This window comes from Hymenobacter frigidus, assembly GCF_014640435.1.
GTDB lineage: Bacteria > Bacteroidota > Bacteroidia > Cytophagales > Hymenobacteraceae > Hymenobacter > Hymenobacter frigidus.
The window spans coordinates 1-14,613 of sequence record NZ_BMGY01000068.1 but is presented as its reverse complement, the minus strand read 5'-3'; the positions used below and the strand labels follow the sequence as shown (position 1 = coordinate 14,613).

General features: G+C 62.5%; 11 protein-coding genes. 4 read left to right on the top strand and 7 right to left on the bottom strand.

Going from position 1 to position 14,613, the window contains the following annotated elements:
* From IEW17_RS19710 to IEW17_RS19690, 5 genes are all read right to left on the bottom strand, one after another.
* The coding region (locus IEW17_RS19710) for a DUF3857 domain-containing protein (RefSeq protein ID WP_188563778.1) at window positions 1-894 on the bottom strand (894 nt) is incomplete at its 3' end.
* 23 nt (window positions 895-917) lie between these two features.
* Complete coding sequence (locus IEW17_RS19705) at window positions 918-2,978, bottom strand: DUF3857 domain-containing protein (RefSeq protein WP_188563777.1); 2,061 nt, start codon at window positions 2,976-2,978, stop codon at window positions 918-920.
* A gap of 61 nt (window positions 2,979-3,039) precedes the next feature.
* Entirely contained in the window at window positions 3,040-5,103 is a 2,064-nt protein-coding gene (locus IEW17_RS19700; RefSeq protein WP_188563776.1) for a DUF3858 domain-containing protein, read from the bottom strand.
* Window positions 5,104-5,219: 116 nt separating this feature from the next.
* Window positions 5,220-6,458, bottom strand: coding sequence for an MFS transporter (locus IEW17_RS19695; RefSeq protein ID WP_188563775.1), 1,239 nt, complete (start codon window positions 6,456-6,458; stop codon window positions 5,220-5,222).
* A 229-nt stretch (window positions 6,459-6,687) separates the two neighbouring features.
* Window positions 6,688-7,359 carry a hypothetical protein gene (locus IEW17_RS19690; protein WP_188563774.1) on the bottom strand — a complete coding sequence of 224 codons (672 nt, stop codon included), beginning with the start codon at window positions 7,357-7,359 and terminating at the stop codon, window positions 6,688-6,690.
* A 105-nt stretch (window positions 7,360-7,464) separates the two neighbouring features.
* On the opposite strand from IEW17_RS19690, the gene IEW17_RS19685 reads away from it, so the two are divergent.
* Window positions 7,465-9,339 carry an ABC transporter ATP-binding protein gene (locus IEW17_RS19685; protein ID WP_188563773.1) on the top strand — a complete coding sequence of 625 codons (1,875 nt, stop codon included), beginning with the start codon at window positions 7,465-7,467 and terminating at the stop codon, window positions 9,337-9,339.
* 335 nt (window positions 9,340-9,674) lie between these two features.
* Window positions 9,675-10,289: a DUF4136 domain-containing protein gene (locus tag IEW17_RS19680; protein ID WP_188563772.1), complete on the top strand. Its 615-nt coding sequence runs from the start codon at window positions 9,675-9,677 to the stop codon at window positions 10,287-10,289.
* Between the two features lie 243 nt (window positions 10,290-10,532).
* Here IEW17_RS19680 and IEW17_RS19675 read toward each other — a convergent pair whose 3' ends face one another.
* Together IEW17_RS19675 and IEW17_RS19670 are read right to left on the bottom strand one after the other, a co-directional pair.
* Window positions 10,533-11,009, bottom strand: a complete 477-nt coding sequence (locus IEW17_RS19675) for a nucleoside deaminase (RefSeq protein WP_188563771.1) — start codon at window positions 11,007-11,009, stop codon at window positions 10,533-10,535.
* A 197-nt stretch (window positions 11,010-11,206) separates the two neighbouring features.
* Complete coding sequence (locus IEW17_RS19670; protein WP_188563770.1) at window positions 11,207-12,139, bottom strand: hypothetical protein; 933 nt, start codon at window positions 12,137-12,139, stop codon at window positions 11,207-11,209.
* Window positions 12,140-12,391: 252 nt separating this feature from the next.
* Here IEW17_RS19670 and IEW17_RS19665 point away from each other — a divergent pair, with 252 nt between their 5' ends.
* Entirely contained in the window at window positions 12,392-12,886 is a 495-nt protein-coding gene (locus IEW17_RS19665) for a redoxin domain-containing protein (RefSeq protein WP_188563769.1), read from the top strand.
* Between the two features lie 70 nt (window positions 12,887-12,956).
* The gene (locus IEW17_RS19660; RefSeq protein WP_188563768.1) at window positions 12,957-14,537 is read left to right on the top strand and encodes a T9SS type A sorting domain-containing protein; all 1,581 of its coding nucleotides are present in this window, start codon (window positions 12,957-12,959) and stop codon (window positions 14,535-14,537) included.
* The last annotated feature ends 76 nt before the right edge of the window (window positions 14,538-14,613 follow it).

Sequence of the window (14,613 nt, the reverse complement as noted above, 5' to 3'; positions counted from 1 at the left end):
GGCCCGGACCCGGGCATCGGTTTCGCCCCGCACCAGCTCGGCCACCCGGGCCAAGGTGGCGGGCGGCAGCAGGTCGCGCCCGGCGTTGAGGTCGTAGTTCCACTGGCCGAAGCTTTGCCAGGTGGCGGCGGAGCCTTTGTGCCCCTGCACCTCAAACGCACCGGGAGCCAATGCCACGGCCGGCGTGATTTCGCTCAGCGGGGGAGCGGCTTCCTCTTCCTCCACGGCGGGCAGGCCGGCCAGCTTCCACTCGTACAGCTCCTGACTGCCAGCGGTGGTGTGCGCTGCCGTTGTGCCGGTGGGTAACTGCCGCTCCTGGTAGCGCAGGGGCAATAAAGTAGGGGTAGCCACCCGTAGCGTGGCAGATTGCACGGCTAGTCCTTCGGCCTCCTGGGGCTGCCACTCGGGGTAAAACAACGTATTGTCGGACACTACTTCATAGTCGAATTCCACCGTGTACGGGGTTTGCGGCTGGCGCAAATCCGCGTAGCGCACGCGCACATCGGTCATGAAGCTGCCTTCGGCGCTGCCCATACCCTGGTCGTGAATTTCGGCGGGGCGCAACTGGTGCAGCAGGCGGCCCTCGGCGTCGTACACGGCCCCGCGGAGGTAGCTGAGGGTGCGCAGGTTGTCGTAGGATACAGCGTGGCGGCCCAGGTCGTCGCCCGCCGCGTCGAGCACCGTCACCACCCGGTGCACGGTATGCACCAGCCGCCCGGCCGATTTCACGGCCACCACCTCGTCATCGGCCCGCAGCACGGCGTGGGCCCCTTCGCTGAGGGCGGCGGGAATGTCGGCCACTGCGTATTTGGGCGCGGGGGTGGCGGGGGCCGGGGGCAGCCGCAGCAGCCCGCTCAGCGGCAGCACGGCAAAAAGAGAGAGCAGGGCTTTCATTGTCGGAGGCGGTGCGTTAGGAGTTAGGCTTTCTTCTTAATCACCAGCTTCTCGCCGTGCTTGGCCAGCATCAGGCGGTAGAACTCGCGTAGGCTGGCGTATTCGTCGGCTCCGTACATGGGCTTGCGCAAATTCAGGCGGCTGGTGAGCTGTACTACGCCCGGCGCGGTGGCACTCACGCTGTAGATAAACCGGCCGCCGTTGTCGGGCATTTCCACCACGGCGGGCTTGGGTAGCTCGGCCAGCTCGTAGTCCTCGGGCAGGGTCAGGGTCAGCACCGTGATTTCGTCCTGCGCTGCCCCGAAGTCGACGGGAAACTGCCGGTCATCGTGGTGGAAAGGGTTTTGCTCATTGTTGAATTCCTGCAGTGGGCTCAGATATAGCGTGGTGGCCGTGTTGGTGTCGTCGGCGGGTTGGGCAAATTCGTAGTCCACGGCCAGGGGCTTGGCCACGTTTTCACGCTCGGCCACAGCAAACTTGGGCACGGTCCAGCTGCTATGGGTGCGGGCCAGCTCGGCCATGTATTTCTTGTCGCCCAGGCGGGTGAGCTCGCGGCGCGCCGAAGCTCCGGCGTAGCCGCCATGCTCTTCGTGCACTTTGCCGGTCAGGCCGCCCTGGGCATCCAGCGTGAGGGCTATTTGCTGGTAGTGCACGTGGCGCTGGGTGGGGCTGAGGTCGACCCAGCGGCCTTCGGCCGGGTTTTTCATGATGAGGCGGCCGGCCTGGTTGAGGCAGCGTTCGGGGAGCACGCCGCAGGGCAGCAGCGGCTCGGTGGCGTCCACCAGCAGGTCTTTGCCGCCGGTCAGGGGCACCAGGGCCACCACGTAGTTGAAGCGCTCGAGCAGGGGCAGCAACTGGTTGACACGGCCGTGGTCGCGGGTACTGAGCAGGAGCGGCTGGGCCGGCACGCCGGCGTCGCGCAGGGCGGCGATGAGCAGCAGGTTCACGTCGGCCGAAGTGCCCCGGTGGGCATCAAAAGCCTTGCGCAGCGAACCCGTGGTATGGTAGCGGTCGGTGCCGTCGTAGCGCACGGCGGCCATCACGGCCTCGCGCACGGCGGCGGCACGGGCCGCTACTTCGGGGTGTTTGGCGGCCAGGGCCACCATCTGGTCCTTCATAAAGTTGCCCCGGTCGAGCTGCATACCAAAGTTGTCATCGCCCAGCAACTCCAGGTCAATCTTGCTCCAGGTGCCGGCCACGTTGCGGTAAGCCTGACCGGGAAATTTTTCCCCGGCGAGCTCAAAGTCGATGCGGTCGAGGTAGTCGTCGGCCGTGGTCATGTAGGGCTCATCGCGGAAGGCGGGTACGTCCTTCATGGCCCAGTGGTAGTTGGTCACCTGCGCGGTAATAATGTCGTTGCTGGCCGCAACGCGCCCGCTCTTCCCGCCAAAGCCCCCCGTGCCGCCCTCAAAACTACCGCTCGTATGCAATACGTACTGGCCGGAGCCTTCCTCCCGTGAGTTTACTGCCATGCCGTGGTAGCCCTGCATGAGCATCTTGTAGTCGAAATACTCGGGAATGTTGGCTCGGTACTCGCTCCAGCGCACCGGAATGTCACGCTGAAACGTCCAGGACTGGAAGTTGAATAGAAAGTCTGACGTGACGGTGTAGGCATACTCAATCACGGCCCCTTCGCGCACGTCGGGCAGCGTGAACTTGCGCACGCGGACGTTGGCGGTGCGCTCCTCCGTGAAGGCGTTGCTGTTTTCGAGCTTGGTTTTCACCACCTGGCCGTTCACCAAGTTGTAGGTAGTGCCACGTAAGGCACTTATTTTCTCTTCGTTAGTGTTTTGGTGATAGAGCGGAATCGTTACCGTTGCTGCGTCATAACCGGCTTTCTTGAGAATTTTAATGCGGGTAATCCGCTCCGTGACCAGCTGGAAATTAGAGCCCTTGAGCTGGAAGCTGGTGGTGCCAAAATCGCAAAGCACGACGGCGGCCGCGGCGCTGTCGCCCACAAAGGGGGCAGCCGTGAAATCCTTGGGGTCGGGCTTGCCGAATTTAATGGGTTCCTGGGCCTGCGCAGCACCGGCCGCGAGCAGCATCGTGGCCAGCGTGGCGGCAGTGTATAGGGGTAGTTTCATGCAGTTGTAGGGGAATGGAGAGGTTGTGAAAAACGAATGCGCGGCGGCACAAAACCGATGGTTAGCCGGCTCTTTTCTGAATGATGAGCTTTTCGCTCTGCCGGGCCATCAGCAGGCGGTACAGCTCGCGCAGGCTGGCGTAGGCATCGGGCGGGTACACAGTATTGCGCAGGCTCAGGCGACTGGTGAGCTGCACCCGGCCCGGCCCGGCAACGCTGACGCTGTAGACGAACCGGCCGCCTTCATTCGGCAGGGTAACCAGCGCGGACGCGGGTACTTCGGCCAGCTCGTAGCCAGCCGGCAGCGTTAGGGTAATCATCAGAATTTCTTCCTGTGCCACGCCAAAGTCGACAGCAAACGTGCGGTTCGGACGGCGAAACGGGTTTTGCCGGGGCCCGAAATCGCTGAGCGGACTCAGGTAAAGGGTGCTGCCGGGAGCATCGCTACCGGTGGCGGGCTGGGCCACGTCGTAATCCAGCAGCAGAGGCTTGTCGAGGGCGTCGACCTGGCCCAGCTTGCTGGCGGGTATGGTCCAGCCTTCGTGCCGCTGGGCCAAGCCGGCCAGGTACTTCTTTTCGCCCTGGCTAGCCAAGTCCAGGCGGGCATCGGTGCCGGCATAGCCGCCGCGCTCCTCGTGCACTTTGCCAGTCAGGCCGCCCTGGGCATCCAGCGTGAGGGCTATTTGCTGGTAGTGCACGTGGCGCTGGGTGGGGCTGAGGTCGACCCAGCGGCCTTCGGCTGGGTTTTTCATGATGAGACGGCCGGCCTGGTTGAGGCAGCGTTCGGGCAGCACGCCGCAGGGCAGTAGCGGTTCGGTAGCGTCCACCAGCAGGTCTTTGCCGCCGGCCAGGGGCACCAGGGCCACCACGTAGTTGAAGCGCTCGAGCAGCGGAAATTCCTTGCTGACGTGGCCGTGGTCGCGGGTGCTGAGCAGGAGCGGGTGGGCCGGCAGGTCGGCGTCGCGCAGGGCGGCGATGAGCAGCAGGTTCACGTCGGCCGAAGTGCCCCGGTGGGCATCAAAAGCCTTGCGCAGCGAGCCCGTGGTGTGGTAGCGGTCGGTGCCGTCGTAGCGCACGGCGGCCATCACGGCCTCGCGCACGGCGGCGGCACGCTCCGTGACGATGGGAAAGCGGGCGGCCACGTCCCGCAACTGCTCTTTGAGCAGGCTGGCCCGGCCCAGGCGGCCGCCGAAATCCTCATCGGCCAGCAGCCGCTCGTCGATTTGCGCCCAGGTGCCGGTCAGGTCGTGGTAGGGTTGGTCGGGCCACTGCTCACCAGTCAGCTCAAAGTCGAGCCGGGCTACGTAGTCCTGCGCGGTGGTCATGTAGGGTTCGGGCACCAGGGCCGGCACGTCCTTCAGGGCCCATTGGCGTTCCTCGGTGGGCGCGCTGATGGTGAGGCTGCCGGTGCTTTGGCCCGCCAACATGCCGTAGCTATTATTCAGCTTGCGGTCAACGAGTAAGGTGGTCGAGCCGATGTGGGCCTCGTTCACGGTGAAGTCCCGCGAACTCTGGTAAATGATTTTGTAGCGGTAAAACGACGGAATGCTCACCCGGTACTCACTCCAGCGCACCGGAATGTCGCGCTGAAAGGTCCAATCCTGAAAATTGAACAGGAAGTCGGAGCTCAGGGTGTAAGCAAACTCAATGATGGCCCCCGTGCGCACATTGGGCAGCGTAAATTTCTGCACGTTCACGTTGGCCGTGCGTTTCTCGAAGAACGCGCCGCTGGCTTCCAGCTTGGTTTTTTCCACTGCGCCGTTCACCAGGTTGTAGGTGAAGCCGCGCAGGTTGGTTACCCGCTCCTGATTCTCGCCGCGGTGGTAGAGAGGGATTTCGACCGTGGCCTGGTCGTAGCCCGCTTTTGTGAGGATTTTGATGCGGGTTACGCGCTCAAAAATTACCTGAAAACCGTCGTTTTTGCCTTTCAGGTGCGAGCGGCCGAAATCGCAGAGCACCACTGCCGCCGCGCTGTCGGCCGGGAAGGGTATAGCCGTCAGGTCTTTAGAATCAACCAAGCCAAATTTAATGGGCTCCGGCTGGGCCCGGGCCGCCCCGGCCAGTAGCACGCAAGCCAGCAGCGGCAGCACCACCCGTAGCGGGCGAAGCAGTAAAGAAGTGGGCATCAACAAAAAAGAATGGGGTAGACAATCTTCGAACCCCTAAAAATAGGGAAATCAGCCTGAACTTCAGCTACATTTCACCAAGTGTCCTTAAAATAATTGTTGGTTTGTGCTGGGCACTACACCACCTCTTCGGCGGCGGGCTCCGGGGTGGGTTCTGCCGCGTTCAGCACCTGAATTGGGCCTTCCGTCGGCAGAATTATCAGGTAAACCAGCGCCGTGAGCACGCACAGCAGGCTTAGCGCATGCACGTAAGGCAAATGGCCGGGAACGTTGGAGAATATCCAGCCGGCCAGCAAAGCACCCAGGCCGATGCCGATTTCCAGGGCGATGTACATGGTGGCCACGGCGCGGCCCCGGTGTTCGGGGTGGCTTAGGTCGATGGTCCAGGCGTAGAGCGTGGGCGAGTTGAGGCCCGTGCCGATGCCGAACACCACGGCCGCCGCCAGAAACCACGGCACCGTGGGGGCCCACACCAGCAGCGCCAGGCCCAGTGCTACCACGCCCGCCGACCACCGCAGCACCGGCACCCGCCCGTGGGTGTCGGACGCCTTGCCCGCCACCAGCCGCACGGCCAGCGAAGCCACCGTGAAGCAGATGTAGAACAGGCCTTTATCGGACCCGGTGAGGCCCAGCAGCCGGCTCTGGTCGGGTATTACGGTGAGTACCGCTCCAAAAGGAAACAGGCACAGCAGCGTGACCACGGCCGGCGACAGCACGCGCGGCTCCAGCACCTCGCTCCACTTCATGGTCAGCAGCGCCGGGCTGAACCGCTGCCGCTGGGCCACGGGCAGGGTTTCGGTGAGAGTGCCCTGCACCAGCAGCGAGAGCAGCGCCACGCCGCTGGAGCAGTAAAACATGGTGTTGAGGGAGAAATGACTCGCCAGCCACGACCCAAAGGCTGGCCCGAAGGCCATGCCCAGCGCTCCGGTTATGCCGAGCAGGCCCATGGCCTCGCCGCGTCGCTCCACGGGCACGATGTCGGCGATGAACGCGGCCGTGCCCGTGGGTTTAAACCCCGTGCTGAACCCGTGCAGCAGCCGCAGCCCCAGAAACCCCGTGACCGTGAGCGCCCATGGGTAGAAAAAACCGCATACGAAGCAGACCAGCGACCCGAACACCATCACCGGAATGCGGCCCACGGTGTCGGCCAACTTACCCGAAAACGGCCGCGAAATAGCCGCCGTGAGCGTAAACAGGGCAATGATATACCCCTTGTACTCGCCCCCGCCCAGCCGGGTGAGGTGGTCGGGCAGCTCGGGCAGCAGTAGGTTGAAGCTGAGGAAAAACAGAAACGAGGACAGGCACATCAGCCAGAAGCCGATGGTGTAGGGGCGGGCGGGAGCAATGGTGGGCATGGGTGCCGCAAAGGTCGGCACTGGCCGGTTGGCCGGTGTAACTGGTGCGAGTTTAGCGCAGCGTAACTCGTGCCCGGGTTGCAGGGGAGGCTGCGCCTCCCCTGCAACGAGCTGTGAGAACAAGCCGCCGACTTGGTCCCGCATTGCCGCTGGCGCGGCAGGGGAGGCGCAGCCTCCCCGTCATGGCTGGTCACGAGTTACGCTGCGCTAAACTCGCGCCAGGCAGCGGCTACAGCGCCCGGCCGAAGCGGTAGCGCACGCCGGCTGTAAGATTGGGATTGACCCAGTAGGAAGAAGGGGTTCTGCTGGTAATTTGGCGGTTGAGGACGGCATCGGCGGTCAGCTCAAAGCGCGGGCAGACGATGTAGCGCAAGCCGCCTCCCAACGTCAGGCATGCGCTATTGGTGGTAGCGGTTTCCTCCCTGGTGGAGAGGAGCGCGCCGTCAGCACTCATCCTGAAAACGTCGCTGCGCACACTGAACCGCACGTAGCTCACGCCGCCGAGTACATCGGCCTGAAAACGTTGGGTTGCGCGTCGCGTAAGGGCATAGCGGGCGAGCACGGGCACGACCAGGGTGCGATTCCAATTGGTGCGTTTCACCTGCTCGCCGTTGGGTTGGCCATCGCCGTAATAGTAGCTGGTGTAGGAGTGGCTGGCATCGTAAGCCCCGCTCACCTGCAGCGCCAGCCGGGACCGCAGCTGCATGCCCACCGTCGGGACGAAGGTGGCAACGTTGACACCGCTCTGCTTGGGCAATGGGTAGCCGCCAAACGAGCCGCCGATACCAACGAAAAAACGAGGGAGGGGCGCGGCCAGAGTAGCAGGAGTTTGGGCAAAGCCTGCCAGGGGCAGGGCCGTGGCCAGTAAGCTGAAGTAAAAAAGGTGTCGGCGTATTATCATGCGGGTAGGGTAGCGTTACGCTGGACAAATTAAGGCATTGAGATTGCCCCCTGCCAAAACGGCCGGCCCCGAACTTCCGGCCCCAAGCTTGCCCCGGCCCCGGCAATGTTCAACTTCCTGAAATCCATTTCTGCCAAGCGGCCCGCGCCCGATGGCAAGCCCGCCGTGAGCGTGCGCGAGCGGGTGTCGGCCCTGCGCAATCTGCCGGCATTCCTCAAGCTTATCTGGTACACCAGCCCTGGGCTGGCGCTGGCCAACATTGCTTTGCGCTCGCTGCGGGCGGGCCTGCCGCTGGCCATGCTGTATGTGGGCAAGCTCATAATCGATGCCGTGGTGACGCTCACCCGGCTGCCCGCCTCGGAGCGGGTGCTCACGCCCGTGCTCACGCTGGTAGCACTGGAGTTTGGCCTCGTGCTGCTGGCCGATGCGCTGGGGCGCGGCGTGGCTTTGCTCGATTCGCTGCTCGGCGACTTGTTCACCAACCAATCCTCCATCCGCATCATGCAGCACGCGGCCGAGCTCGATTTGGACCAGTTTGAAGACAGCACCTTTTACGACAAGCTGGAGCGCGCCCGTCGCCAAACTCTCTCTCGCACCGTGCTCATGAGCCAGGTGCTGGCCCAGGGCCAGGATACCGTGACGCTCGTGCTGCTGGCCGGGGGCCTCGTGGCCTTCCAGCCGTGGCTGCTGGGGTTGTTGCTGCTGGCCGTGGTGCCGGCCTTCCTCGGCGAGTCGCACTTCAACGAGCGCAGCTACTCACTAAGCCACTCCTGGACGCCCGAACGCCGCGAATTGGACTACCTCCGTCAGACCGGCGCGTCTGACGAAACAGCCAAGGAAGTCAAGATTTTCGGGCTCTCCGATTTCCTGATAACCCGCTTTCGCGAGCTTTCCGATGACTTCTACCGCCAGAATAAGAGCCTTGTGCTGCGCCGGGCCAGCTGGGGCGCGCTGTTCTCGGCCATTGGCGCGGCCGGCTACTACGGGGCTTATGTCTACATCATTGCTCGTACCGTGGCCGGCCAGATTTCGCTGGGCCAGCTCACCTTTCTGGCCGGTTCCTTTGCCCGGTTGCGCTCGCTGCTCGAAGGCATCCTCAGCCGCTTCAGCTCCGTGGCCGATGGCGCGTTGTATTTGCAGGACTTTTTCGACTTCTTTGCCCTGCGGCCGCGCATTGTGCGGCAGGCCGCTACCGGCGAAACGGCGCGGTCCTTCCCCCGGCCCATTCGGCAGGGGTTTGAGTTTGAAAACGTCGGGTTTCAGTACAAGAGTGGTACAAAATGGGCCATTCGAAATCTGTCATTCCAGCTGGAGGCCGGCGAAAAGCTGGCGCTGGTAGGCGAAAATGGTGCGGGCAAAACCACGTTGGTCAAGCTGCTGGCCCGCTTGTACGACCCCACGGAGGGCCGAATCCTGCTCGACGGCCACGACCTGCGCGAGTACGACCCCGCCGAGCTGCGCCAGGAAATCGGCGTCATCTTCCAGGACTTTGTGCGTTTCCAGCTCTCAGCCGGCCAGAACTTAGCCGTGGGCCGCATTGAGGAGCGTCAGAACCAGTCCCGTATCGAAATCGCCGCCCAGCAGAGCCTGGCCGATACCGTCATCGCCAAGCTGCCCGGCGGCTACAGCCAGATGATTGGTCGCCGTTTCAACGGCGGCGTGGACCTGAGCGGTGGCGAGTGGCAGAAAATTGCCCTCGGCCGCGCCTACATGCGCGACGCCCAACTCCTTATTCTCGACGAGCCCACCGCCGCCCTCGATGCCCGCGCCGAGCACGAGGTATTTCAGCGGTTCGCCGAGCTCACCAAGGGCAAAACCGCCGTGCTCATCAGCCACCGCTTCAGCACGGTGCGCATGGCCAACCGGATTCTGGTTATCGAAAACGGGCAGTTTGTGGAGATTGGCTCGCACGAAGAACTGCTGGCCAAAGGCGGGCGCTACGCCGAGCTGTTTGCCCTGCAAGCCGCCGGCTACCGCTAACGGGCTCGTGCGAAATGGCCGAATGTGTGCCCCAGAACGCGCTTGAGCACTTTTGAAGCTGTTTGAGTGAGCTAAAATCATTCTGAAACGGTCATGCTCATCTGGCGTCCGCTTGTCGAAGCATCTCTATCGCTTCGCTTGAGCCGGTGCAACGAAGCGGTAGAGATGCTTCGACAAGCGGACGCCAGATGAGCATGACCGTTTTATTAACTCAAACAGCTTCTCAGGTGGCAAGTGGTAAAATCATTGTAATATTTTCATCGGGTTTCAAGCCCTAAGTGCCTTAGGTTTCGTAGATTAGTAGTCCTATTTCGCCATGATAATTTCCTGTCGGTATGAAGTCCACTATTACGCTACTGCTGCTTGCCGGGCTGGCCTTGGCCGGTTGCATGACTACCCGCGAAGCCCGCGTCGAATCGGACTACAGCTACCGAGGAAATTTTCGGCACTACCGCACGTATGATTTCGTGACGGGCAGCGGCCTCACCGCCGACAGCAGTCGCCTGGGGCAGTCTCTGCGGGAGGCTATTCAGCAACGCTTTTTGGCTCAGGGCTACCGCCTGGCCAAGCGGCGGCCCGATATGCTGGTCAACTTCCGGGTGTACCAGGGCGACATGAATTTCCACGGCTTTGCCCAGGAAGACCTCAGTGTGTGGATAAAACGCAACATTGAGGAAAACGACGACACTCCTACCGACCAGCGCCAGGGCTACCAGCCCGTGCGCCTGCTACTGGCCGAGGGCACGCTACTGGTCACGCTCATCGACGTGAAATCTAACCGCGCCGTTTGGAATGGCTACGCCTCGGGCGTGACCGTGCCCGAAGGCCCGATGGGTGAAATCGTGCTCCGGCGCTCCGTGCGCTCCATTCTGGACCGCTACCGCATTTTTACGGAGGAATTTGCCAAGGGTAATATTCCCCAAAGCGGAGCCAGCGAAACCGAGCGGTAGGGATTACCCAAGAACTTCATACTGAGCTTGTCGAAGCATCTCCATTGAATCATGTGGTGAGCGGTGGGAGCGGGGCGGGGGCGGAGAGCAACGGCCGAGATACAGAATAATCCCTAGGACGTCATGCTGAGCGCAGCCGAGGCATCTCTACCGCGCAACTGATTGGCCGGAACTTAACGAAGCGGTAGAGATGCTTTGGCTGCGCTTAGCATGACCGCCTTTTTTGCTCACTCAATCTCCTTCCTAATACGCCGTCTTGCCTTCCAGTTCTGTCCAGGCGCGGAAACCGGCTAGGGCTTCATCGCGCAGCAGCTGCGTCATGGGCAGCTTGCGGTCGGCCATGGGGCGGTCCAGCTCTTCGTAAATGAATTGGTCATCGAAGCCGATGGCTGCCGCATCGGCTTTGGTGTTGCCGTAGAAAACCCGCGCCGGGCGGGCCCAATAAATGGCTCCCAGGCACATGGGGCACGGTTCGCAGCTGGTGTAGAGGTCGCAGCCATCGAGCTGGAACGTGCCGAGCTCCTTGCAGGCCTTGCGGATGGCATCAACTTCGGCGTGGCAGGTAGGGTCGTGGGTGCTGGTAACCTGGTTGAAGCCGCGGGCGATGATTTGGCCGTCTTTCACCACCACCGCGCCGAAGGGCCCGCCGTGGCCCGCCTGCATGTTGGAGATGGACAGGCGAATGGCTTCGCGCATGAATTCAGGGTTGGGGGCTTCCATCGGTGGGGTAGGAAAGTGAGGCGACGGGGGACGCGTAAAGTTTTGAAAAACGGGCAACAAAGAAAGCCACAGAACTTCATATCCCCTCGCCCGCTAACCCGGAGTCCGGAGCCCAATGCAAAGCCCTTGGGGCGCTAACCAGCTGGTTAGCGCCCCAAGGGCCGTTGGGTTTTCAAGCAGAAACCGTGTGGGGCTTGCTACTTCGTGAAATTGGGAATGCGCAGCTGGAAGCCTAGCGATGGCACTACCGTAAAGCCACTTAGCGACGTGCTCTGGCCGTTCAGCAGGGCATAGTCGCCGTAATTTTGGTAGAACAGCGACACGGCCGGGATGACGTAGAAATAGCGGTAGCCCAGCTTGAGGTTGACGAAGCCGCCGAACGACGAGAAGTTACGCGACTGCAGCGGCAGCTCCGGCACCTTCACCGCGCCGTTGTAGATTTTTTCGGGGGCAAAGCCGTAACTCACCCAGCTGTGGGCGTACACCAGGCCGTAGCTGATGGCCCCGATTTCCTCCTCCGGCCCAAACGATTGGCTGAACGTGAGCGGCACCAGCAGGTCGTTGCGGTTGGCCCGGAAATTCAGCACCGAGTTGATATCCGACAGGAAGGGCAGGCTGGGCAGCCTGGCGCGCTGCGTGGCAAACTGTAGGCCGATGCTGGCATACGTAGTGCCCGATGCCGCGCCCTGGCCGGGGTTTTCGGGCGTGCCGGTGGGGCCCAGCAGCTGGTACTGGGCATCGAAAACGTGCGAGCCGAACGCATACTTGTAGCCCGCATCAAGCCGCGGAATGATGCCGTAGCGAATGTTCAGGTCGGCGGTGGGCTGCACGGGGTCGAGGATGTAGGCCAGGGCCGCGGCTTGCAGCTGCGTGGTGGCGTCGGTGTAATCCACTCGGTCCTGGTTGGCGGCCTGGCTGGCGGCGGCTTTCACGGCGCTGCTGGCTTTATCAAGCGGCGCGGTGGCCAGGTTAAAGCCTTGGTTGTAGCCCACCCGAAACTCGCCCTTGGGCGTGACTTTACCAGTGGCAATAATGGCGCGAGGAGCGGTACACGAGCCAGCCAGCAGCGCCGAAGCGGCCAAAAGGGCTAGCAATGGCCGGCGAAAGGTGCGAGAAGAAAGGAGCGTCATAAGCACAAAGCAAGAGGTTTTGAAGCAAGCAAACGAAAACCGGGCCGAAAATCCGGCCCTGGGGAGAACCCGCGGTTGCCCGTAGCAGGCCCGCCCACGCAGCGCTGTCGAGACCCGAGTTAGAACATTGTCGGCATGAAATGTAAACTTTGAGCTGAATCACCAATCCAACGGTCCCAATCTGAACGAACCCGGAACCGGTTTCCTTACGGTCACTCCAGAAAACCGGTCGCACAACCTCACTGTCCCATTATGCCGCTATTGCTACTCTTGCTGCTTCGGTTATTCAGTGCCGGCCCAGCCGTGGCGCCCCGAGTCACGGTGTACGTATTTCTGGCCGATACCTGCCCGATTAGCCAGGCTGCTACGCTGCCGCTGCGGCAGCTGCAGGCGCAATACGCTGCGCAGGGCGTGCGCTTTGTGGGCGTGTTTCCGGCCAAAGAGACCACCCCGGCCAGCCTGGCCGCCTTCGCCAGAACCTACCAGCTCACCTTTGCGCTGCAGGCTGATAAAGGCCATCGCCTCACCAAGCGGCTGCACGCCCGCATCACGCCCGAGGCCGTGGTGGTGGGCTCCGACGGCCGTACCACGCTCTACCAGGGTCGCCTGAACGATGCTTACGCCGGCCTGGGGCAGCACCGCCCCGTGGTGCGCCACCACGAGCTGGCCGATGCGCTGGCAGATGTTATGGCCGGCCGGCCCGTGGCCGTGTCCCACACCGAGCCCGTGGGCTGTTTTATTGAGTAAGTTTGAAGAATGCCTTGCGGCTTTTGGTAACACAGAACTGTCGTGCTGAATGAACTATAAACCCACTCACATGAAACACTGCTTCTCTTTACTTTTCCTGTTGCTCGCCTTGCTGGCGTCGGGGCCGCGTGCCCAGGCTCAAACCGGGCAGCAGGTCACGTTTAGCCAGCACATTGCGCCGTTGGTGTTCCAGCACTGCACCAGCTGCCACCGGGTGGGGGAGGTGGCCCCGTTTCCGCTCACTACCTATGCTGAGGTGGCGAGCCATGGGCAAACCATTAAGTACGTGACCGGTACGCGCTACATGCCGCCGTGGAAAGGCGACCCCACCTATCGCCACTACCTGGACGAAAACACGCTGACCACCACCGAAATCCAGCAGCTCAAGGACTGGGTCGATAACGGCATGCCCCAGGGCAACCCCGCGCTCACGCCGCCGGTACCCACCTTCCCCAGCGGCTCGCAGCTCGGCACGCCCGATTTGGTGATACCCATGGCCCAAGCCTTCACCCACCAGGGCAACGGCCAGGACCTGTACCGCGTGTTTGTGCTGCCGGTGAATATCCCGGCCAACCGCGACATCGCCGCCATCGAATTTCGGGCCGGCAACAAGCGCATCGTGCACCACGCCATCATCGGCCTCGATACCACGCAGCAGGCCCAGGCCCTCGATGCGGCCGACCCGGGCTACGGCTACACGCAGTTTGGCGGTTTCGGCTTCAACCCCGTCGAGGGCATGTGGTCGGGCTGGGTGTCGGGCACGCAGGCGCGGTTTTTTCCGGCCGGCATGGGCAAAAAGCTCTACCGCCGCGCCAGCGTGCTGCTGCAGCTGCACTACGGCCCCAGCGCCACCAGCCAGAAGGACTCTTCGGTCGTCAATATTTTCTACGCCCGGCAGCCCGTTACCCGCTACGTGCAAACCGTGCCCGTGATTTCGCCCGCCACGCTCAGCAACGGCCCGTTTGTGATTCCGGCCGGGCAGGTCAAAACCTTCCACGCCCAGTACACGGTGCCCATTGATGCCACGCTGCTGAGCGTAGCGCCGCACGCGCACTTCATTAACAAAAGCTGGAAAATATGGGCCGTGAAGCCCAACGGCGACACCATTCGGCTGGTAAAAATCAACGACTGGGATTTCCGCTGGCAGGGTATCTACCGCTTCACCGGCCTGCAGCGCGTGCCGGCCGGCTCGCGTCTCATGGCCGACATCACCTACGACAACACGGCCAGTAACCCGCGCAACCCCTTCAGCCCGCCCCAGCAGATGCAGTGGGGCGAAAGCACGCTGGCCGAAATGCTGCTGGCCTATTTCGAAGTGCTGCCCTACCAGGCCGGCGACGAAAACGTGGTGCTGAGCACCGTGCCGGGCACCGCCACCGCACCGGGCACCGTGCAAATGGCCGTGTACCCCAACCCCGCCGCAGTGAGCGGTTCGAGCGTCAACTTCCAACTGGAGCGGCCCGGCCCCGTCACGGTGTCGCTGCTCGACGAAACCGGCCGCTTGGTTCGCGCCGTGGTGCGCGACAAGCTGTACCCGGCTGGCCCGCAGCAAATACCCCTGTCGCTGACGGGCGTGAGCCCCGGCCTGTATTTCGTGCGGCTGCAATCCAACGAAGGCACCCGCAACGAAAAGCTGGTAGTAAATCGTTGATTACTGCTGATTAGAGCGGTTTCCTGTTCCGTGTACAGATTTTCACCTATTTTTCGGTATGAAAGCGTATTCGATT